This is a genomic window from Clostridium prolinivorans, assembly GCF_004011155.1.
GTDB lineage: Bacteria > Bacillota > Clostridia > Clostridiales > Clostridiaceae > Clostridium_AT > Clostridium_AT prolinivorans.
On the sequence record NZ_RJWG01000004.1, the window covers coordinates 143816 to 166430 of the forward strand.

General features: G+C 26.4%; 18 protein-coding genes and 1 pseudogene. All 19 read right to left on the reverse strand.

The annotated features are described in order from the left end of the window. Positions 1 to 5: 5 nt before the first annotated feature. Positions 6 to 1043, reverse strand: coding sequence for an energy-coupling factor ABC transporter permease (locus tag EGD97_RS05835; protein WP_127836762.1), 1038 nt, complete (start codon positions 1041 to 1043; stop codon positions 6 to 8). A 229-nt stretch (positions 1044 to 1272) separates the two neighbouring features. Beyond that, positions 1273 to 2082 carry a glycosyltransferase family 8 protein gene (locus EGD97_RS05840; protein WP_127836763.1) on the reverse strand — a complete coding sequence of 270 codons (810 nt, stop codon included), beginning with the start codon at positions 2080 to 2082 and terminating at the stop codon, positions 1273 to 1275. Positions 2083 to 2267: 185 nt separating this feature from the next. Next, positions 2268 to 4148 carry a molecular chaperone HtpG gene (gene htpG, locus EGD97_RS05845; protein ID WP_078681269.1) on the reverse strand — a complete coding sequence of 627 codons (1881 nt, stop codon included), beginning with the start codon at positions 4146 to 4148 and terminating at the stop codon, positions 2268 to 2270. 220 nt (positions 4149 to 4368) lie between these two features. Continuing rightward, entirely contained in the window at positions 4369 to 5193 is an 825-nt protein-coding gene (gene larE / locus EGD97_RS05850; RefSeq protein WP_078681270.1) for an ATP-dependent sacrificial sulfur transferase LarE, read from the reverse strand. Positions 5194 to 5330: 137 nt separating this feature from the next. After that, entirely contained in the window at positions 5331 to 6731 is a 1401-nt protein-coding gene (locus tag EGD97_RS05855) for an MATE family efflux transporter (protein WP_127836764.1), read from the reverse strand. A 171-nt stretch (positions 6732 to 6902) separates the two neighbouring features. Beyond that, the gene (locus tag EGD97_RS05860; protein WP_127836765.1) at positions 6903 to 8975 is read right to left on the reverse strand and encodes a helix-turn-helix domain-containing protein; all 2073 of its coding nucleotides are present in this window, start codon (positions 8973 to 8975) and stop codon (positions 6903 to 6905) included. An 81-nt stretch (positions 8976 to 9056) separates the two neighbouring features. After that, positions 9057 to 9272 carry a heavy-metal-associated domain-containing protein gene (locus tag EGD97_RS05865; protein ID WP_078681273.1) on the reverse strand — a complete coding sequence of 72 codons (216 nt, stop codon included), beginning with the start codon at positions 9270 to 9272 and terminating at the stop codon, positions 9057 to 9059. A 169-nt stretch (positions 9273 to 9441) separates the two neighbouring features. Continuing rightward, positions 9442 to 11670: a heavy metal translocating P-type ATPase gene (locus tag EGD97_RS05870; RefSeq protein ID WP_127836766.1), complete on the reverse strand. Its 2229-nt coding sequence runs from the start codon at positions 11668 to 11670 to the stop codon at positions 9442 to 9444. A gap of 10 nt (positions 11671 to 11680) precedes the next feature. Beyond that, on the reverse strand, positions 11681 to 11947 hold the full coding sequence (locus tag EGD97_RS05875; RefSeq protein WP_078681275.1) for a metal-sensing transcriptional repressor: 267 nt from the start codon (positions 11945 to 11947) through the stop codon (positions 11681 to 11683). A 164-nt stretch (positions 11948 to 12111) separates the two neighbouring features. Then, a pseudogene (locus tag EGD97_RS05880) lies at positions 12112 to 13399 on the reverse strand (homoserine dehydrogenase). Between the two features lie 21 nt (positions 13400 to 13420). Continuing rightward, the gene (locus EGD97_RS05885; protein WP_127836767.1) at positions 13421 to 14743 is read right to left on the reverse strand and encodes an aspartate kinase; all 1323 of its coding nucleotides are present in this window, start codon (positions 14741 to 14743) and stop codon (positions 13421 to 13423) included. Between the two features lie 25 nt (positions 14744 to 14768). Then, positions 14769 to 15653 carry a homoserine kinase gene (gene thrB, locus EGD97_RS05890; RefSeq protein WP_127836768.1) on the reverse strand — a complete coding sequence of 295 codons (885 nt, stop codon included), beginning with the start codon at positions 15651 to 15653 and terminating at the stop codon, positions 14769 to 14771. Positions 15654 to 15662: 9 nt separating this feature from the next. Continuing rightward, a complete protein-coding gene (thrC, locus tag EGD97_RS05895) occupies positions 15663 to 17144 on the reverse strand; it encodes a threonine synthase (protein WP_127836820.1) in 1482 nt (493 codons plus the stop codon). 424 nt (positions 17145 to 17568) lie between these two features. Beyond that, positions 17569 to 18189, reverse strand: coding sequence for a thiamine phosphate synthase (gene thiE, locus EGD97_RS05900; protein ID WP_127836769.1), 621 nt, complete (start codon positions 18187 to 18189; stop codon positions 17569 to 17571). Further along, the gene (thiM, locus tag EGD97_RS05905; protein ID WP_127836770.1) at positions 18179 to 19015 is read right to left on the reverse strand and encodes a hydroxyethylthiazole kinase; all 837 of its coding nucleotides are present in this window, start codon (positions 19013 to 19015) and stop codon (positions 18179 to 18181) included. Before thiM ends, thiE begins: the two co-directional genes overlap by 11 nt. 208 nt (positions 19016 to 19223) lie before the next feature. After that, the gene (thiD, locus tag EGD97_RS05910) at positions 19224 to 20042 is read right to left on the reverse strand and encodes a bifunctional hydroxymethylpyrimidine kinase/phosphomethylpyrimidine kinase (protein ID WP_127836771.1); all 819 of its coding nucleotides are present in this window, start codon (positions 20040 to 20042) and stop codon (positions 19224 to 19226) included. A gap of 77 nt (positions 20043 to 20119) precedes the next feature. Further along, positions 20120 to 20725: a thiamine phosphate synthase gene (locus EGD97_RS05915; RefSeq protein WP_127836772.1), complete on the reverse strand. Its 606-nt coding sequence runs from the start codon at positions 20723 to 20725 to the stop codon at positions 20120 to 20122. Position 20726: 1 nt separating this feature from the next. After that, on the reverse strand, positions 20727 to 21839 hold the full coding sequence (gene thiH, locus EGD97_RS05920) for a 2-iminoacetate synthase ThiH (RefSeq protein ID WP_127836773.1): 1113 nt from the start codon (positions 21837 to 21839) through the stop codon (positions 20727 to 20729). Between the two features lie 11 nt (positions 21840 to 21850). Continuing rightward, complete coding sequence (locus EGD97_RS05925; protein ID WP_127836774.1) at positions 21851 to 22615, reverse strand: thiazole synthase; 765 nt, start codon at positions 22613 to 22615, stop codon at positions 21851 to 21853.

Sequence of the window (22615 nt, forward strand, 5' to 3'; positions counted from 1 at the left end):
AATAATCATCCTTTTAATTTTTTTATCATTGTTATGCTTAATCCAACTATAATTATAAATCCCAAAGTAATAAATCCACCTATAATGCCAGATATACTTGTCCCACTATTTGCGGATAACCATGTGCTTATATCTTTTTTATTATTTTCCTGAACTTTTTCAGAATTCTTAAAATTATAATCAGGTAAAAAAGAAATTTTATTTTGTATTTTTAAAAGATTTTTAGTAAAATTGCTTTTTGTCTCAATTTCTGCATTTTTTATAACTTTTATAATAGACCATTCAAGTCCATCTGGTTTACTTGAAGCAAACTGAGAAAAAATTCCTCCTATTACTACAAAACTAACTGATATTATAATAATAAGTTTTTTCATAGAAAATTTATTTGATGCATTATTTGAATTTTTATTTTCTATAAGTTCAGGACGAGCCTTCCAAACAAAAACTACTGCAGCTCCTGTTATAATTCCCTCTATAATTCCAATAACAAAATGTATTGGCTGCATTAAAAGAATAAATGTATAAAAATCAAGTTCTGTTATTCTAGAAAAAAATGTTTCTAAAACTACACTAAAGGCTCCAAGCTGCAAAGCAACTATAGAAGAAATTATACAAGATATAAATATTCGTTTTGAAGAATATCCTTTTTTCATTATAGTTTTATATATTAAAGGATACGCTAAAAAACATGTATAAAATCCAAGATTAAATACATTAGCTCCAAAGGCAAGAAGTCCTCCATCAGCAAAAAATAAAGCTTGAATTAAAATCAGAGAAGCCATAGTTAAAAAACCAGCATATGGTCCCAGTAAAATTGCAAGAAGCAATCCACCTCCAATGTGACCACTCGAACCAGTTCCTGGAATAGAAAAATTAATCATTTGAGCAGCAAAAACAAAAGCTCCCATAACTCCCATTAAAGGTATTTTTTTATCATCTAATTCATTATGTAATTTTTTTATAGAATATGCAATTCCTCCAAATGTAATAGCTGTCATAGTACCGCCAACAGCTGGTGAAAGCAAAGCATCTGCCATATGCATAAACTCACATCCTCATATAAAATTATATTTTTAGATAAAATAATATAATGATTAAACCGCAATAAGCTGTAAATTAACTTACACTATACAATTTATAGTATTTAAAATTTACTATTTTACCCATATATAGTGTATAATTTTTAATAAAAATATTTTTTATTGAGTAATTATATAATAAATACATTAACATATTAATTTATATTTAATCAATTTATTTTTTTATTTTATATTAAAAGTTCATTGCTAATTTTTCATAATGCTTATATAAAGCATGAAATCTTCCACTATAATCTTCATGCCACGGTTTTTTCTTACCACAAAAATGAAGAATTACTGTATTTTTTATAACATAATCCATGTCACACATACCATTAGTCATAATTTTATAATAACGATAATATCTAACATCATAATTATATAATTTTTCATCTAAACTTTTTATTTTTTTAGAATACAAAGCATTTAATATATCTTGATCAGGCATAATAAGCTTTGCTTTATTTTTTTCTACAAATTTGTATATTTCGTTTTCATTAATAAATTTTCTTTGAAATTCTAAGTTCATTAAAAGAACTCCAGAATTATAATAAGCATTAATTTCATAAGGATATAATCTTAACTTATTAATTCCTTTAACTGTAATTTTATCATGATATGCTGCGGCATAAAGATATTCATTAATATCCATATCATATAATTCTCTAATTGGATTTATAATTAAAATATCTGGATCTAAATATAATACACGATCAATTTCTTTTGGCAAAAATTTAAATGCTAAGAGCCTATAATACATTTCTTTTGTATAATGTAAAATAATTGGTGCATCTTCAAAATAGCTATTATCTATATATAATATTTCTAACTGGCTTCCATTCATTTTTATAAAATTATTTAAATCTTCTAATTCTTCATCTTTAATGCTTGAATGCATTAAGTAAATGGTAAATTTTTCTTTTGGATTGCTTAAAAAAAGTGATTTAAGCATAACTTTTAAAGGCTTAATATAATTAGAATTTAATGTTACAAGTATATTCATATAAATACACCACTCCTGCTTCTATAAAATTTGAACATCTTTACTAAAATTCCCCAAAACAATTTTATTTATAAAATTATTTTATTTATATATTATATTTTACCTTATATTACTACAAATAGAAGCCGCTTTCAAAAAAATATATTGAAAGCGGCCTTTATTTATTATTTATTCTTTGTTTTTTATTATTTCATTATTTTACAAATATTATTTGTAAACTCCAAAGGATCATTTATTGGTAATCCTTCAATAAGAAGAGCTTGATTATATAATAAATTTGTATAAAGTTCAAGTTTATCTTTATCATTTTGAAAAGCTTCTTTCAAGGATTTAAACACATCATGATTTACATTTATCTCTAAAATTTTATCTGCTTTTATTTTTTGGTCATTTGGCATAGAATTTAATATTTTTTCCATTTCAATTGATATTTCACCTTCATTTGACAAACATACAGGATGATTCTTTAATCTTTTTGAAGCTCTTACATCTTTAACTTTATCACCTAAAATTTCTTTCATTTTATTAAATAAATCCTTATTTTCTTCATTTTGATCTTTATTAGAATCTTTATCCTGTTCTGACTCTATTCCTAAATCGCCGCTTGAAACAGATTTAAATTCTTTATCTTTGTATTGCATTAACATTTTAACTGCAAATTCATCTATATCATCTGTAAAGTATAAAATTTCGTATCCTTTATCTTGTACAAGCTCTGCTTGCGGAAGCTTTTCAATTCTTTCAATTGATTCTCCTACTGCATAATATATATATTTTTGTTCTTTGGGCATTCTTGATACATACTCATTTAAAGTAACCAACTTCTTTTCTTTTGATGAGTAAAACATTAATAAATCTTGTAATACATCTCTATTACTTCCAAATTCACTATAAATACCATATTTTAATTGTCTTCCAAAGGACTTATAAAATTTTTCATATTTATCTCTTTCATTTTTAAGCATATTTTCTAATTCATTTTTAATTTTATTCTTTATGTTTTTAGCAATAAGTTTTAATTGCCTGTCATGTTGAAGTATTTCTCTAGATATATTAAGAGATAAATCTTCTGAATCAACTATACCTTTTACAAATCCAAAGTAATCAGGCAATAAATCTGGGCATTTATTCATAATCATAACACCATTAGAATAAAGCTCTAAACCTTTTTCATATTCTTTAGTATAAAAATCATATGGCATTTTTTCAGGAATATATAAAATAGCATTATAATTTACTGCTCCATCAACACTTATATGAATATGTTTTAAAGGTTTATCGAATCCATAATGTTTTTCAGAATAAAAATTATCATAATCTTCTTTAGTAAGCTCATTTTTATTCTTTCTCCATATTGGAACCATACTATTTATAATTTCTTCTTCTTTGTATTCTTCATATTCATTTTCAGTTCCTTCTTTTAATCTGCTTTTTGTTATATCCATTTTAATTGGGTATCTTATAAAATCAGAATATTTCTTTATAATAGATTTTAATCTATATTCATCTAAAAATTCATCATAATTTTCATCTTCAGTATTTTCTTTTATTTTCATTATTATATCTGTACCAACAGAGTCCTTTTCACACTTTTCAATAGTATATCCTTCTACCCCTTTAGATTCCCATTTATAAGCTTCATCACTTCCCAAAGCTTTGCTTATAACAGTAACTTTATCAGCAACCATAAATGCAGAATAAAATCCAACACCGAATTGTCCTATTATGTCATATCCATCTTTTATTTCATTTTCAGTTTTAAATTTTAATGAACCACTTTTTGCTATAACTCCAAGATTTTCATCTAATTCTTCTTTTGTCATTCCAATACCAGTATCTGAAACTTTTAATATTCTGTTTTCTTTATCAGGTATTACTTTAATAAAATAATCTTCCTTATTAAATGTAAGAGAATCATCTTTTAATGTTTTGTAATAAATCTTATCTATTGCATCACTAGCATTTGAAATAAGTTCTCTTAAAAAAATCTCCTTATTAGTATAAATGGAATTAATCATAAGGTCTAAGAGTCTTTTAGACTCTGCTTTAAACTGTTTTGTTTCCATATAAACTTCCCCTTTCGTTATTAATCTATTGTATAGGACTATATAACATATTTGTCTATAAAATTAAATTTTATTAGCACTCTAATATTTTGAGTGCTAATCCATAATTTTTATATAACACCTTTTAATGTTTAAGTCAATATATTTATGTAAATTTCATTGTAAATAACTTTGTGAGAAATAAAAATTTTTCTATACAATCTAAAATTTCATAATTATATTATACAACCTTTTCTTCTTCTGATAAAACTTCATTCATGCTTCCAGTTCTATATCCTATTAAATCTAAAGTTACATATTTAAATCCTATTTTTTTAAGTTCATTACCTATTTTATCCATTATATCTAAATCAAAAAAACGTGCTCTGTCTTCTGGAGCAACTTCAATTCTGGCAATTTCATCATGATGTCTTACTCTTAGTTGTTTAAATCCCATATCTATTAAAAATTGCTCTGCTTTTTCAACCATACTTAATTTATCAATGGTTATTTCTTTTCCATATGGAAATCTTGAAGAAAGACAGGCGAAAGAAGGTTTATTCCAAGTTGGCAGATTAAGCATCTTTGATAGCTTTCTAATATCATCTTTAGTAAGTTCTGCTAATTTTAATGGGCTTATTACTCCTTGTTCCTTTGCTGCTTTCATACCTGGTCTAAAATCTCCAATATCATCAAAATTTGAGCCATCAAATACATGTTTAAGCCCATATTTATCAGCTTCTTTTCTAACTTTGGAAAACAACTCAGTTTTACAAAAATAACATCTATTAACAGGATTTTTAGAAAATCCTTCTATATCTAATTCTTCAGATGTTATAATTACATGTTTTGCACCAATTTGTTTTATATATTCTTTTGCTTCGTTAAATTCTCTTTCAGGATATGATGATGACCTGGCTGTAACAGCTATAATATTATCTTTAAGTACATCATATGCAACCTTTAATAAAAATGTACTATCTACACCACCAGAGTAAGCGATAGCTCCACTTCCTGCCTCTTTAAGTATATCTTTTAATTTTTGAAATTTATCCATTAATTCCATAAATATTTTTACCTCCTATATTAAAAAACTTTTACATTCCAATTATACTATAAATAAAAATATTTGTTTATTTTTTATAGAAAAATAGGATATTGCAAAAATTATTTTAAAATAATTTTTGCAATATCCTATTTTGATTAACTTATTTTATTTAAGAGAATTCTTTTATTAGTAATTGTATTTACATTTATTTTTACTTCTTTCTTAGGTGATTTTCTTAAAAGATATATAGAAAGTATGGTTGAAATTGCATCAGAAACAGGATATGCTATCCATACTCCAATTGTACCTAACAGTTCAACAAATATAATAGCTAATGGTATAAATGCAATCAACTGCCTAAAAATAGATAATAAGAAACTTTTTTGGGCTTCTTTTATTGCTTGATAATAATATATTGCAATATAATATACTCCAGTTAAAGGAAGTAAGAAAATGCATATTCTTAAAGCTTTCACAGTTGAATATAATATTTCTTTATCTTGTAAGAAAAATCCTATAATTTTAGTTGCAAATAAATTAATAATTATAAAAAACACTAAAGAAGTTATAGTTACAATTTCTATTGATAAAGAAACTGTTTTCTTTACTTTATTAAATTTTTTAGCACCAAAATTATATGCTGCAATAGGCTGCATTGCAGAACTAATTCCAATTATAGCAATAAACATAAACATAGAAACTTTAGTTACTATACCAACAATTATTATTGCACTATCTCCACCAGTAGAATAAAGTAAATTATTTAAAATTACAGCTACAATGGCATCTGAAATTTCAACTATAAAAGTAGAAAAACCAATGGCAATAATTCCTTGAATTAAATTCTTATCTAAAGCTTCTTTAATGCATTTTATCGAAAATTTAATTTTAAAATTATTAATTACTTTTCTAAATTTATAAAATACAAATATACAGGATATAATTTGAGAAATAACTGTTGCTATTGCAGCACCTTTTACTCCTATTCCCATGTTTACTACCAAAATATAATCTAAAATAATATTTAATATGGCACCAATTGATGTTGCATAAATTGTCATGTTTGCATTTCCTAAAGAAGTCATAATATTACATAACACCAAAGATAAACATTGAAAAATACTGCCAAACAGAATGACTTTTATATATTCATTGGCTAGATAAAAACTTAAGCTGCTAGCTCCTAGTTTATAAAGAAGTGGTTTTTTTATTATGAATATAAATGAAGAAGTAGCTATTATGAATGTCAGTGTGATTATAAAAGCACTAACTATAATTTTTCTTATCTCAATTAAATCTTTTTTACCTAAACTTCTTGATACATAAGTTGATGTTCCTACGGCTATAAGCATTCCTATAGATGTTAAAAATCTTTGAATAGGAAATACAACAGTTAGAGCTGCAATAGCATTAGGTCCGACATATCGGCCAACAAATACAGTATCTACCATGTTATATAATTCAGATACCAATAGAGAAATGATAGCTGGTATAGCAAATTTAAACAGCAATTTTATTATTTTCTCTTTCTCGAAAATTTTATCATCGATTCCCAATGCTCTCACCTCAATCTTTAATATAGTATAATTTTAAAATTATAAGTTCCTATAGTCTTATTATATAATTTTAGTAAATTTATTACATTCACTTATAAGCTCAATAAAAGGTACATTTAAGCTAATTTATGCAGATATGATTAAAAGAAAAAGTACAAAAACACCGTATTTTTAGTATTTTTGTACTTTTTTTATTAAAATTAGTAATGCACCGTAACCATTGAGCACAGTTTGAATGTTTACTATGGCACTTTTTTTAAAATGTTTAAATTCTATTTTGGGAAAAGATGCTTTATGCAATATCTCCTTTTCTTCTTTACTAAGCCTTATAGGTTCACCCATTTGAAGCCAATAATTAAAAGAAGATCCTTGCTTTTCATTTATTTCATAACTTGTAACTTTAATATCTGAATTAATATTTATTATATTTAATGACAATTTCCTTGAAGTAGTATTTTTAAGACCTCTTAATTTATAAATTTCTTCATAAGGAATTAAATTATCTATACCTTCATGGAAATTATAAAGTAATATTTGAAATTCATCGTGTGTTTTGGTAACAATATATCCATTACCTTTATCAACTAATGTATCACCAAGTTTATTTAATAAATAATATCCATAATAAGATGGCTTTTTTATTCCCATATCATTAATAAGTCCAGGATATCCAAAAAAAACTTCATTTGTTAAATTTACTTGTTTATCTAAAACATCAAAAGCTTTTAAAAAAGATATACATCTTCCATTTAATTCATTATGAATAATATACGGAATCATATATACAGTATCATATATAGGATTTATTTCTTCTTTATTATTTGTATAATATATATCTTCAATTTTATGATTATAATTATTCTCTAATAAATCCTTTATTCTAAGTTTTAGATTATCTGAAATTTTTGTACTAAGTTCAAATTTAAATGACATAAAATCCAATGACTCTAAATCATCAAAATAACTTAAAAAAGATTCAAAAGCCTCCATAAAATTATCGTCTGTAAATCCAGTAGAATCAATAACTATAAGTGGTTTTATATCTATAGAATATAAAAATTCTAATACATCTTTTGTTCTATTCCAGTTAAAAAATTTTGAATTTGGGAAAATAGCCATATCTATACTAAATATATTAATAATTCTTCCATATTCAAATCCTATTTCCTTTTGTATTTCTTCTAATGTATCCTTGTTATCTTCTATAAGAAGATCAAATGCATCTCCTATATTTATAACTTTTTTAAATTTTTTATCAAATTCTCCTAAATTTTTATCCATATCTATGTTTATTTTGTATATCCTATTTTCATAATTAAATCTATCATAATCTTCAAGATAATAAATAAGATAATTAATACTCTCGTTTAAATCTAGATTTTCAATTTTTTTCATTTGTTCATATTTATTTTTATCAATTTTAAATTTTTTTCTAAATTGTAATGGAGTCATTTTATACTGAAGTTTAAAATTTTTATTGAAATATCTAGTATGAGAAAAACCTACTTCTTCAGAAATTTCAGATATTGTTTTTTCTGAAGAAAGAAGTAACTTTATTGATTCTTCTACTCTGGTAATATTTATTAAATCTGTAAAACTATATCCTGTTGCATATTTAATTTCATGTGATATATATTGAGGACTTAAAAATTCTTTTTCTGCAATGTCTTGTAATGTTATATTACTTTTATAATTATTATTTATATATTTATATATACTATGATATCTTTGAAATAAATTTACATCATCCTTAAGTTCTTCTTTTTCATAAATTAAATAATTAAAGTTATTTAAAAGATGATATAATAAATCAACTAATACATGTTCTATTTCTTCATCATAATTTTCTTGTTTTTGAACCATTTCACAAAGTATTCTAGCTAAATATGTCCTTAGTTCATTATATTCGTTACTTGATTGAGAATTTATATCTGAAGATTTAGTATAAAAAAACATATTTTCAATATCTGAATAATATTTTTCAAAAAAATATGGATCTATATGAAAAATTAATACTTTATTATCATTTTTACTTTCAAGGTGATGAACTTCATCTACATTAATTATTTCCATTTGCCCTTCGTATATTTTATATTTAGTAGAATTTATATAAATTTCTAAACTTCCCTCAAGTACATAAATAATTTCTATAGCATAATGCCAATGAATAGGATAATTTTTTATATTTGCTAAAGAAATTGTAACAGGAAGCTTTTCAGCATAATTTATATATTCTGTTTCCATAAAATACCTCCGTTTTATGCTTAATTTTTTATACTTTAGTAACTTTGAAAAACTTGTTCTGTTGCAATTTCTTTAGTATTATTATAATTTTTCTATACCTACTACTTCATATCCAGCATCTTCTATAGCTTCTTTAAATTTTTCATCTTCTACATCTTCTTCAAGTTCAACTAAAGCATTTTTACCTTTAAGATCAACTTTTACAGATTTTACTCCATATATTTCTTTTAATGCTTCACTAACATGATTAACACAATGATTACAACTCATTCCTTCAATTAATATTTTCTTTGTCATAAAATATTACCTCCATTTTTTAAAAGTTTTATAAATTTATATTATAATTATCTCACAAAAATCTTTTTATTAAATTTTGACCACTATATATAGATATAATAAGAATTTAGAAACACTAAATTATATAGTAGAAATTAATTTACAGCTTATTGTGGATTAATTATTTTGTTTATTTTATTTTAAATCTTTTAAGCCTTAAAGCATTTGTTACCACAGATACTGAACTAAGACTCATTGCAGCTCCTGCTATCATAGGATTTAATAAAGGTCCTCCAAATATGTGAAGTATTCCCATAGCAATTGGAATACCTATTATATTATATCCAAATGCCCAAAATAGATTTTCTTTTATATTTCTTATAGTACTCTTACTTAATTTTAATACAGTTATTACATCCATTAAATCACTTTTCATAAGAACAATATCTGCAGATTCTATTGCAATATCTGTCCCTGAACCTATAGCCATACCTATATCTGCTTGTGCTAATGCTGGGGCATCATTTATGCCGTCGCCAACCATTGCAACTTTTTTACCATATTTTTGGAGTTTTTTAATTTCACTTGCTTTATCCTCTGGTAAAACCTCTGCTAAAATTTTATCTATTCCTACTTCTTTTCCTATAGCTTCAGCCGTTTTTTTATTATCTCCAGTTATCATAACAGTTTCAATTCCCATATTATGGAGAATTTCTATTGCTTTTTTACTATTTTCTTTTATAGTATCAGCAACAGCTATAATACCTGCTATATTATTATTTATAGCTATATACATTGGAGTTTTTCCTTCTTTAGCAAGTTTATTAGATTTTTCTTCTAAGTTTTTTAATGATATATTTCTTTCTTCCATAAATTTTTTATTTCCAGCTAAAATTTCTTTATCATCTATTCTAACTTCAATTCCACCACCTGGTACTGCTTTAAAAAAGTCAATTTTTTTAAAATCTATATATCTTTCTTTAGCAAATTTAACAATAGCTTCACCAAGTGGATGTTCAGAAGCTTTTTCTGCAGATGCAGCTATTTGAAGCAATTCATTTTCTGTTATACTTTCTGTAGTAATTATATCTGTAACCTTAGGCTTTCCTTCTGTAATAGTGCCCGTTTTATCAAACACTACAGTTTCTATCTTATGAACAGTTTCTAACGCTTCACCACTTTTTATTAAAATACCATATTCTGCACCTTTACCTGTTGCAACCATAATTGCTGTTGGTGTTGCAAGGCCTAAAGCACAAGGACATGCAATTACTAAAACAGATATAAAAATTGTAAGTGAAAATAATATTGATTCTTTGCCAATAAAATACCATGCTAATCCTGATATAACCGCTAATAACATAACTATTGGAACAAAATATCCTGAAATAATATCTGCAAGCTTTGCAATAGGAGCTTTAGAGCCTTGAGCATCTTCTACTAATCTTATAATTTGAGAAAGGACTGTATCTTTCCCAATTTTAGATGCTCTATATTTTATAGTTCCATTTTTATTTATACTTGCTCCAATAACTTTATCTCCAACATTTTTTTCTACTGGAATACTTTCACCTGTCAGCATTGATTCATCTACAGAAGTATTTCCTTCTATAACTTCACCATCTACTGGTATCTTTTCTCCAGGCTTAACTATTATTAAATCTCCTACTCTTACTTCATCTATATTAATTTCTATTTCTTTTCCATCTCTTATAACTATAGCTGTTTTAGGAGCAAGTCCCATAAGTTTTTTAATAGCTTCTGAAGTTTTTCCTTTAGAAACAGCTTCTAAGTACTTACCAAGAGTTATTAAAGTAATAATAACTGCCGCTGATTCAAAATATAAATCTTTAGCATAATGTGTATTTCCTTTAAAAATCATAATAACTGCAAATATTCCATAAAAAACTGCAGCAGATGTTCCTATTGCAATAAGTGAATCCATATTAGGATTTCTTTTTATTAAAGTTTTAAACCCTATTTTATAATATTTATTACCAGCAATCACTACAGGTATAACTAAAATCAATTGTAATAAAGCAAAAGTTTTTGGATTAATCATAGGATCTATAAAAGAAGGTAAAGGAAACCCTATCATATGTCCCATAGATATATAAAGTAGCGGAATTGTAAATATTAAAGATATAATAAATTTATTAAATATAAGTTTAATTTCTTTTTCTTTTTTTCTATCATCTAAGTCTTCTGTATTTTCTTCTAAAGCTTTATATCCAGCTTTTTCTATAACTCTTTTTATATCTGAAACTTCTACCTTTGAAGGATCATATTTTATATTTAATTTTTCTGATGCTAAGTTTACATTAGACTCTATAACCCCGTCAAGCTTTTTAGTAACTCTTTCAACTGTTTTGGCACAAGCAGCACAAGTCATTCCTTCTATTTTGAATATTTTATTCATTTTTTCACCTCTATTTTTGAATAACTTTTTCTAAAATATTTATTATTTCTTCTATCTTTTCATCACCATTGTCATTTTTAATAGCCTCTTTAACACAATGATGTAAATGCTGTTTTAAAATAAGAATATTAGCTTTTTTTAAAAGAGCTTGTGCTGCAATTATCTGATTAGATACATCTATACAATATCTTCCTTCTTCAAGCATTTTAATTATACCTTCAATTTGTCCTTTACATGTTTTTAAAGATTGTAATGCTTTTTTTTGTTCTTCATTCATAATAAGACCTCCTAACTCCTCCCATATGGGGGGTGTATATTAATTGTAATATTAAATTAAAATAAATTCAAGTAGTTTAATAATTTTTTAATAAATAATTTAAAAGCCATACATAAAAAGGCTTTCCCTTATTTATATATGACTTTTAAATTTCTTTAAAATATTTAATCTAAATTCTCTACTCTAATTACGTTATCTATTTGCTTTACGACTTTTAAATCTTTAATTTTATTTAAAGCATTATTTAATTTTTCTTCTAATGTTTGATGGGTAAATATAACAATATATACATATCCCTCATCTACAACTTTAGATTTTTGTATAAATGAAGATATACTTACTCCTTCTTCTCCTAAAATAGTAGATATTTGTCCAAGTACACCTGGATCATCTTTTACAGTTATTCTTAAATAATATTCAGATGATACCTCTTTAATATCTACAACATTTTTTTCTATATTGTATGTATAAGTATTATTAAATCTGTTATTTCTTAAAGTAGAAATTATATCTCCAACAACTGCGCTACCTGTTGGGAGTTCTCCAGCTCCTTTACCATATAACATTAAATTACCTACAGCATTTCCCTTTAATAAAATTGCATTATATGAATTATTTACATTTGCAAGTGGATGATTAGAAGGTATCATAGTAAGATGAACTCTAAGTTCAAGATTTTCATCTACATTTTTTGCAATTCCTAAAAGCTTTATAACATATCCAAATTCCCTTGCGTATTCTACATCAACAGAACTTATTTTTGTTATTCCTTCTCTATAAACTTTATTTATATCAACATTAGTTTCATAAGCCAATTTCGTTAATATAGCTAATTTATATGCAGCATCAAATCCTTCAATATCAGAAGTTGGATCTGCTTCTGCATATCCCTTTTCTTGTGCCTTTTTTAATGCATCTTGAAAATCCATTTTTTCAGATGTCATCTTTGTTAGTATATAGTTTGTTGTTCCGTTTATTATTCCAATTATTTCTTTTATTTTATTTCCTGTAAGGCTTTCTTTAATTACATTTATAATAGGAATTCCACCAGCAACACTAGCTTCAAAATTAACAATTACCTCTTTTTCTTCTGCTTTTTTAAATATTTCTTCTCCATGTGTAGCTATTAAAAGCTTGTTAGCTGTAACTAACTATATGTTTTCTTTTATTTATTGAATTTAGTATATATTCCCTAGCCGGCTCAATTCCACCCATAACTTCAACAACAATTTTTATATCATCATCATTTAATATATCATCTATATCTGTAGTTAAAATTTCTTTTGGTATATTTATTCCTCTATCTTTATTTTTATCTTTAACTAAAACTTTAACTATTTCTATTTTGCATCCTGCTCTTTTTATTATTTCTTCATTATTCATGTTTAATATGTTCCATACGCCCTTGCCTACATTGCCTAAACCTAAAAGAGCAATTTTGACACTTTCCATAATTTTTATCCCCTTTCAAACTTAATTTTCAAAAGCTTTGTATATAGCTCTTACAGCTTTTTCAAAATCATCATTTTCTACTCCAACTATAATATTTATTTCACTTGAACCTTGATCAATCATTCTTATATTTATATCTGCTTTTGCAAGACTTAAAAGTACTTTTGCTGCAACTCCCTTTGTTCTAATCATTCCTTTACCTACTGTAGCAATTAAAGCCATATTAGGATAAACTTCAACTGAATCTGGTTTACACTGCTTTTTTATTTCTTCTATTATATCCTCTAATTTATCTTTTATTTGATTTTCTTCTATTACAAGTGAAACAGTGTCAATACCTGAAGGCATATTTTCAAATGAAATACAATTGTGTTCTAATATAGAAAGTACCTTTCTGCAAAAACCTCTTTCTTGGTTCATGAGAATTTTTTGTATAGCAATTACAACAAACCCTTTTTTACCAGCAACACCTGTTATTGTACCGCTGTAATCTTTTATATCTGCATCATCAGGTACTATAAGTGTCCCTTTATCTTCAGGCCTGTTAGTATTTTTTATATTTATAGGAATACATACATCTCTAATTGGAAATATACTTTCTTCATGAAGCACTTTTGCTCCCATATATGAAAGTTCCCTTAATTCTTTATATGTTACAACTTCTATAGATTTAGGATTTTCCACAATATTAGGGTCTGCCATTAAAAGACCTGATACATCTGTCCAATTTTCGTACATTTTTGCATCTAAGCATCTTGCAAGTATTGAACCTGTGATATCTGATCCGCCTCTTGAAAAAGTCTTAATATCACCATTTGGCATAGATCCATAAAATCCTGGTACAACTGCTCTTTCTATATTTTTCATTTTTTCGCAAATAAGTTTTTGAGTACTTTCTAAATCTAATAACCCATTATTTTTAAATTTAATAATTTCTGCAGCATCTACAAATTCATATCCTAGGTATTTTGCAAGTATTAACCCGTTTAAATACTCCCCTCTACTTGCTGCATAGTCTGCCGATGCGCCATTTGTAATATTTTCCTTAACTTCATTTAGATATTTACTTATATCCATATCTATATTTAATTCATTAACTAAACCTTTAAATCTTTCTTCTATTATTTCAAAAACATCTTCAAATGGAATATCATTGTTTACATGTTGATAACAAAGATATAATAAATCTGTAACTTTATAGTCTTTACTAAACCTTTTTCCTGGTGCAGAAGGAACTATATATCTTCTTTCTTTGTTTGCAAAGACTATATTTTTAACCTTTTGAAATTGATCACTATCTGCTAATGAACTTCCACCAAATTTAGCTACAACTACATTTCTCATTTTCATACTCCTAACATAATAAAATCTATTTTATAATAACTGTCCCTTTATTATCTATTTTTAATGGTACTACATTCCACTTATATTTTAATTTGTCTAAATAATTTTTAATTTTTTCATAAAAGTCTAAATTATCATTTTCAAGCATAACCATTATAGTAGGCCCTGCTCCACTTAAAAATACTGCTAAACTTCCAAGCTCAGTACATTTTGATTTTATATAGTAAAAATCATGTATAAATTTAGCTCTATAATCTTCATGCAGAGAGTCTTTACATGCGTACTTTAATAAATCTAATTCTCCATTATTTAAAGCACTTATCATAAGTGCAACTCTGCCTACATTATAAACACCTTTTTTATAATCTATTGTATTTGGTAAAGCCTCCCTAGCTTCTTCTGTTGATAAAGTAAATTCAGGAATAAGTGCACAAAATTTTATATCTTTATTAATATTTACTTTGCTGTATATTATTTTTTCATCTTCTAATACAGAAACTACTATACCACCTAAAATAGCAGGTGCAATATTATCTGGATGTCCTTCTATTTCTGTTGCTATTTCTAAAAGCTCTCTTTCACTTAAAACATTGCCTGAAATCTCATTTGCAGCAAAAATACCTGCTGCAATACATGCAGCACTGCTTCCTAATCCTCTTGATACAGGTATACTGCTTTCTATTGTTATTTTTATGCCTTTAATTTTATATCCTGTTTTTTTAAAGCATTTTTCCATAGATATATATATAAGGTTATCTTTATTTTTAAATTTATCATCACAACCTTCAATAATAAGGCCTTCTTCAATTTCTTCAAAAAAATATCTGTTATACATATTTAAAGATACACCTAAGCAATCAAAACCCGGCCCCATATTAGCACTTGTTGCAGGAACTCTAACTTCAAACATAAATTCCACCTACACTCCTAAAAACATTGATATAACTTTTTTAAGTTCATCTTTTTTGCATACTGTAGTATGTTTAATCTCTTTTTTATATAAATCTTTTATACTTGAAGGTATTTGTAAATTAAATTTATTAGATAATTCATTAATCATTTCACAATCTAAACTATCTTTGTTTGTAAAATTTAATGCGTCATTAATACTTCTTGGAAATTTAAATGGACTTGCAGTAGATGCTATAATAGTAATATTTTTATCTCCTGTTTCTTTCTTATATTTTTCATAAACAAAATAAGCAACAGCTGTATGAGGATCTATAACATAATTTGAGTTTTTATAAACTTTGTTTATTGCAGATAAAGTTTCATCCTCATTAGCATATCCTCCATATAAAATATTCATTCTTTCTTTCATAGAATCTGTTATTTCATATTTCCCTTTTCCCATTAAATCTTTCATATATTCTCTTACAATATCGCTATTTTCTTCACTTATTTCATATAAAAATCTCTCTAAATTACTTGAAATTAAAATATCCATTGAAGGAGAATTGGTAACAAAAAAATCTCTATTACAATCATATATACCACTGTTTATAAAATCAGTGAGTACATTATTTTTATTTGAAGCACATATTAATTTGCCTATAGGAATTCCCATTTTTTTAGCATAGTAAGCTGCTAATATGTTACCAAAATTTCCTGTAGGTACAGCTACATTAATAAATTCTCCATCTTTTATTTTATTTTCTGATAAAAGTTTAACATAAGCATATACATAATATACAATCTGTGGAACTAATCTTCCTATGTTAATTGAATTTGCTGAAGAGAGCATATATCCATTTTCGTTTAATATATTATTATAATCAATATCTGTAAAAATCTTCTTTACAGCACTTTGTGCATCATCAAAATTTCCTTCAATACCTACAACAAATGTATTATCTCCTTCTTGAGTAATCATTTGTCTTTCTTGAATATCACTAACTCCATATTTGGGATAAAATACAGCAACCTTTGTTCCATCAACATTTGAAAAGCCATCTAATGCTGCTTTGCCTGTATCTCCAGATGTTGCAGTTAAAATAACTATCTCTTTATCTATTCCATTTTTCTTTGCTGCTGTTTTCATGAAATATGGAAGTATACTTAATGCCATATCTTTAAAAGCTAGTGTTCTTCCATGATATAACTCTAAAAAATATACTCCAGATTTATAAGTTATAGGTACTATATCTTTGCTTTCAAATTTTTCATTATATGCATTGCGTATACAGTAATCTAACTCCTCATCAGTAAAATCTGTTAAAAATTTTTTCATTACATAAAAAGCTATTTCTTTATATGTCATTTTAGAAAGTTCATTAAATGGTTTGTCTATTTTAGGAAATTCAGTTGGTACAAATAGCCCTCCATCTTCTGATATTCCCTTTATTATTGCCTTTGATGCAGTTATTAAATTTCCTCCACCCCTTGTGCTTTTATACAACAAAGCTATCACCTTCTTTTATAAAATTTATTTATTGCTGCATATAATTTTTGTATTAAATTTATAATTATTTCCAAAAATTATATATAAACAATGATTTTTCTTTAAAATTTTCCTGCAATTTCTTGATTTTTGATTTTCTCTACTTTAAAAAATATTTTTTTGCACATTTATTGCTATTATAATACTAATATAAATGCTTATACTGTTGTTGTAATTTTAACACATTCATAATTTTCTGTAAATCTCATTTTTATATTTTATGAAATTTCATTTTTATTATAATGCAAAACAGTCAGTTAATAAAACATGAAAATTAAATATAGTCTAGTAAAATAATACCAATCAAATCAAAAATATCTTTTATTCTTAAAAGAAAGTGTTATTATTTTACTAGACTACTGTATTAAACTTTAGATATTTATAATTAAATTAATTTTTTTAGCTCTTTTGCAGCTAATGTTATATTTTCTTTCCCTAATATACTTGAAACAACAGATATTCCATCAATATTAGCAGGTTCTAATAATCTTACATTATTAGTATTTATTCCTCCTATAGCAACAACAGGAATAGAAATATTTTCTTTTATTTCTTTTAATACCTCTATTGAAACTGCTTGTGCATCACTTTTAGTGGAAGTAGGAAATATAGCTCCAACTCCAATATAATTTGCTCCATCCTTTTCTGCTTTTTTAGCTTCTTTTAAGTTTCTAGCAGAAACACCTAATATTTTATTTTCACCTAAAAGTTTTCTAGCTATTTTAGCTGGTATATCTTCCTGCCCTATATGAAGTCCTGCGGCATCTACCGCCAACGCAATATCTAATCTATCATTAATAATTAAAGGAATATTATATTTATCTGTAATTTGCTTAATCTTTACTGCAGTATTATAAAAATCTAAAGAAGATATATTTTTTTCTCTAAGTTGAACTAATGTAACTCCACCTTTTATGCTTTCTTCTACAGCAGTATAAATATCTTTATTTTTTAATACATCTCTATCTGTAACAAGATAAAGTTTATAATCTACTTTAAAACTCATTTATTTTACCTCTCTTAATAATTATTTCTTCAGATAAATTATAAACCGCATCTATTATATTAACTTTTAACATACCGCTCCCTTCATATTCTTTATTTAAATTTTCGTAAGCAATTTCTCCTGCTATACCCATTGTAACAATTCCTGCTAAAGCCGCTAAAAGTTCATCTTCTTCTGCTCCTAAATAAGAACCAATAAGAGATGAGCACATACATCCAGTACCTGTAACTTTAGACATAATCTTATGTCCATTTTCTACCGTGTAAAGAATTTTCCCATCTGTTATAATATCAATATCTCCAGTAATTGCCACTACTGTATTAAATTTTTTAGCGGCCTCTTTTGCTAAATTTTTGTTTTCTAAAAGTTTATTGTTATCTTCAAATATAGTTTCTGAAGCATCTACTCCTTTAGTATTGCTTTTTAATCCATAAAGAGTTTTTATTTCTGATATATTTCCCTTAATTACTGATAATTTTATTTCATCTATAATTTTATTGGCTATTTTAGTCCTATAAGGTGTAGCTCCTGCACCAACAGGATCTAAAATAACAGGTATATTTAGTTCATTGGCTTTTTTACAAGCTTTAATCATAGATTCTACAGTTTTACTATTTAATGTTCCTATATTAATAACAAGTGATGATGCCAAGCTCACCATATCAACAACTTCTTCAATTTCATCGGCCATAACTGGTGAAGCACCAACAGCAAGAGTAATGTTGGCACAGTCATTAACTGTAACATAATTTGTTATATGATGTACTAGAGGATTTTTTTCTTTTAGTTTATATAATAATTTTGCAATTTTTTCGCATGTTTCCATTTTATAAAAACCTCCCAATTAATAAATAAAATAGACCTTTGCAAAATTCTAATCCATTGAATTTAAAGGCTTCCAAATACTAATATAGATGTTTTTCCCTCCACTTTTTAATCAAAACTGTATCAATTTATATAGGAAATTCACCATAAGCCTTTAAATACTGTACTACCATTTTGCAATCGTCTAAATAAATAAAAATATATTAAAACTAGATTATACCTGCTTTTTTATATAATTCATAAAAATGGTGTGTAGGCCCAACACCATGTCCAATATCTAAAGAATGTTCTATTGCTATTGTTATATATTCTTTTGCTTTTTTAACTGCATCCTTTATTTTATATTCAAGAGCTAAATTTGCAGTTATAGCTGAAGATAATGTGCATCCAGTACCATGAGTATTTTTTGTTTGTATTCTTTTAGAGAATAGACATGTAATATCCTTACCATCATAAAGTACATCTACTGCATCACCTTCCATATGTCCTCCTTTTAAAAGTACATTTTTGCACCCTAATTTATAAATTTCTTTTGCTGCTTTTTTCATATCTTCAATTGTTTTTATTGAAATTTTTTCTGCATTTATCTCTTTTAAAATTTCACATGCCTCTGGTATATTAGGAGTAATAAGAAAAGCTTGAGGAATTAATTTTTTAATTAAAGCACTTTTTGCTTCTGGATTTAATAATGCATATCCACTTTTTGATATCATTACAGGATCTAAAACAACATTTTTTGCTTTATATTGCTGAAGCTTTTGAGCAATAGCCTCAATTGTTGTAATCTTAGAAACCATACCAATTTTAACTGCATCTACTTCTATATCTGTAAAAATAGCATCAATTTGAGATTTAATAATAGACTCATTTATATCTTGAACTGCAAAAACACCTTGAGTATTTTGTGCTGTTACTGCAGTTATAACACTCATTCCATATACACCATTTGCACTAAAAGTTTTTAAATCCGCCTGTATTCCAGCTCCTCCACAGCTATCAGATCCAGCAATTGTAAGTACATTTTTCACTTTTTATCATCTCCTTACAAATTTATTGAACTATAGTTTTTAGACTTATTATAATTGTAGAAATGTGTTTTAATTATTTACATTATTTTACTAATTGTATTTTTTAAATTATACACTAATTTCTCGGCATTTTCTGATTCCATTACAGAAGACATAACTGCAATCCCATCCGCACCACACTCTAATACTTCCTTAACATTATTTTCATTTATTCCTCCTATTGCTATAACAGGTATTGTTAAAGCACTGCATATATTTTTTAAAAATGTTATACCTCTACCTGGTACATCTTTTTTACAAGAAGTATTATATATATGCCCTGCGATAACATAATCAGCACCTTTATTTTCTGCAGCAATGCCTTCTTCCAAAGAATGTATTGAAACTCCTAATAATTTATTATACTGTTTATCAAAATTCATAAAACTTTCATAACTTAAATGAATACCTGCAGTTTGCGATATTTTTCCTACTTTATAACTTCCATTAACTATTAAAGGTATATTTCCGTCCATATATTCCAATATTTTTATTGTAATTTCATAAAGTTCTTTTTCAGATAAATCTTTTTCTCTTAAAATAATAGCGTCAGCTCCACCTTTAATAGAAGATTTTATTTTATCTTCTAAGCTTCCATTTTTAATTAATTTTCTATTTGTGACAACATAAAGTTTTTTACTCATACTACATCACATTCTCCCAATCTTTAAAAATAGCGCAATAGCCTTTTGATTCAAGCATAGCTTTAATTTCCTCTACAGATCTTTTATCGGAAACTTCAAATTGAGCTTCTCCAGTATCTTCAATAGATGTAGAATGCCCACCAACTGCTGTTGATACTCCTGCAGACATTTTTGTAACCCCTAATGGTATTAAATTGTCTCTTAACTTAGCACTTTCTCTTGTTGTTATATTTATTCCAGCTCTAGGTAGAAATAATTTAAAAGCTAACATTATTTGTACCATATTTTTGTCAGTTATCTCTTGTATGTCATTAAAACTTCCAGCGTGGGGTCTTATCCTTGGAACAGACATACTCATCTCCATATGTGGAAAGTTATCTTCTATATATTTAGCATGAAGTCCTGAAAAAAAAGCTTCTTTTCTCCAGTCTGAAAGTCCATATAAAGCACCTACTCCAAGTGTTCTTATTCCTGCCCTGCAAGCTCTTTCAGGTGTTTCAATTCTAAATTTGAAATCCTTTTTAGGACCAGATAAATGAACTTTATCATATATATCCATATCATAAGTTTCTTGATATATGGTTAGTCCATCTACTCCACACTCTACAAGTTCTATATATTCTTTTTCTTCAAGAGGATATATTTCTATAGTTATAGAGCTAAAATATTTTTTTAAAATTTTTACGCTATCTTTTATATAAGATATAGGACTATGGAAACGTGATTCTCCTGTAAGAAGCATTACATGTTTAAGCCCAGTAGCTTGTATATTTTTTGCTTCTTCTTCCAATTCTTCAAGAGTTAATTTTTTTCTCTTAATTTTATTTTCAACATTATAACCACAGTAAATGCATTTATTTACACAATAATTTGAAATATATATTGGAGTATATAAAAGTACTGCCTTACCAAAATTATTTAAAGATTGTTTATGCACCTTTTGAGCCATAATTTCTATAAAGTTTTCTGCTGCTGGAGATAAAAGACATAAAAAATCTTCGTTGCTTAAATAATCTTTGCTTAACACATTTATTATTTTATCTTCAGTAACAGTATCTAAAAAATTCTTAAAGTCAAAGTTTTGAAGTTCTTTACATATATCATAAAAACTCATATTATCACTTCCTATCTTAAAAAGCCTGTTAATGGTGAAGAAGCATCTGCATAAAGTTTTTGTACTCCAAGTCCTGAAATATATGCTTTTCTTCCTGCCTCTACTGAAAGTTTAAATGCCTCTGCCATAATAACAGGATCTCCTGCAGTGGCTAAAGCAGTGTTTATTAATACTGCAGAAGCCCCCATTTCCATAGCTTTTGCTGCATCTGACGGTTTACCTATTCCTGCATCTACTATAATTGGAACTTTTATTTCTTCTATAAGAATTTTAATCATTTCTTTTGTTCTAATACCTCTATTTGTCCCAATAGGTGCTCCAAGAGGCATAACTGCAGCTGCTCCTGCATCTACCATTCTCCTTGCATCCATCAAATCTGGATTCATATATGGAAGGACTACAAAACCTTCCTTGGCAAGAATTTCTGTTGCTTTTATAGTTTCATAATTATCAGGAAGAAGGTATTTATTATCTGAAATTATTTCAATTTTTATCCAATTACCACATCCAGCTGCTTTTGCTAGTCTTGCTAGTCTAATTGCTTCTTGCGCATTTCTTGCTCCTGAAGTATTAGGCATTATAATACATTCTTTATCTATATAATTTAAAATATTTTCTTCTTCTGATTCAAAATCTACTCTCCTTATTGCAGCAGTAACAACTTGAGCACCGCTTGATTTTATAATATCAGGAATAATCTTATTCGTTGAATACTTACCCGTACCTATAAAAAGTCTGCTTTTTATCTCTCTGCCACCTATAACTAATTTATCCAT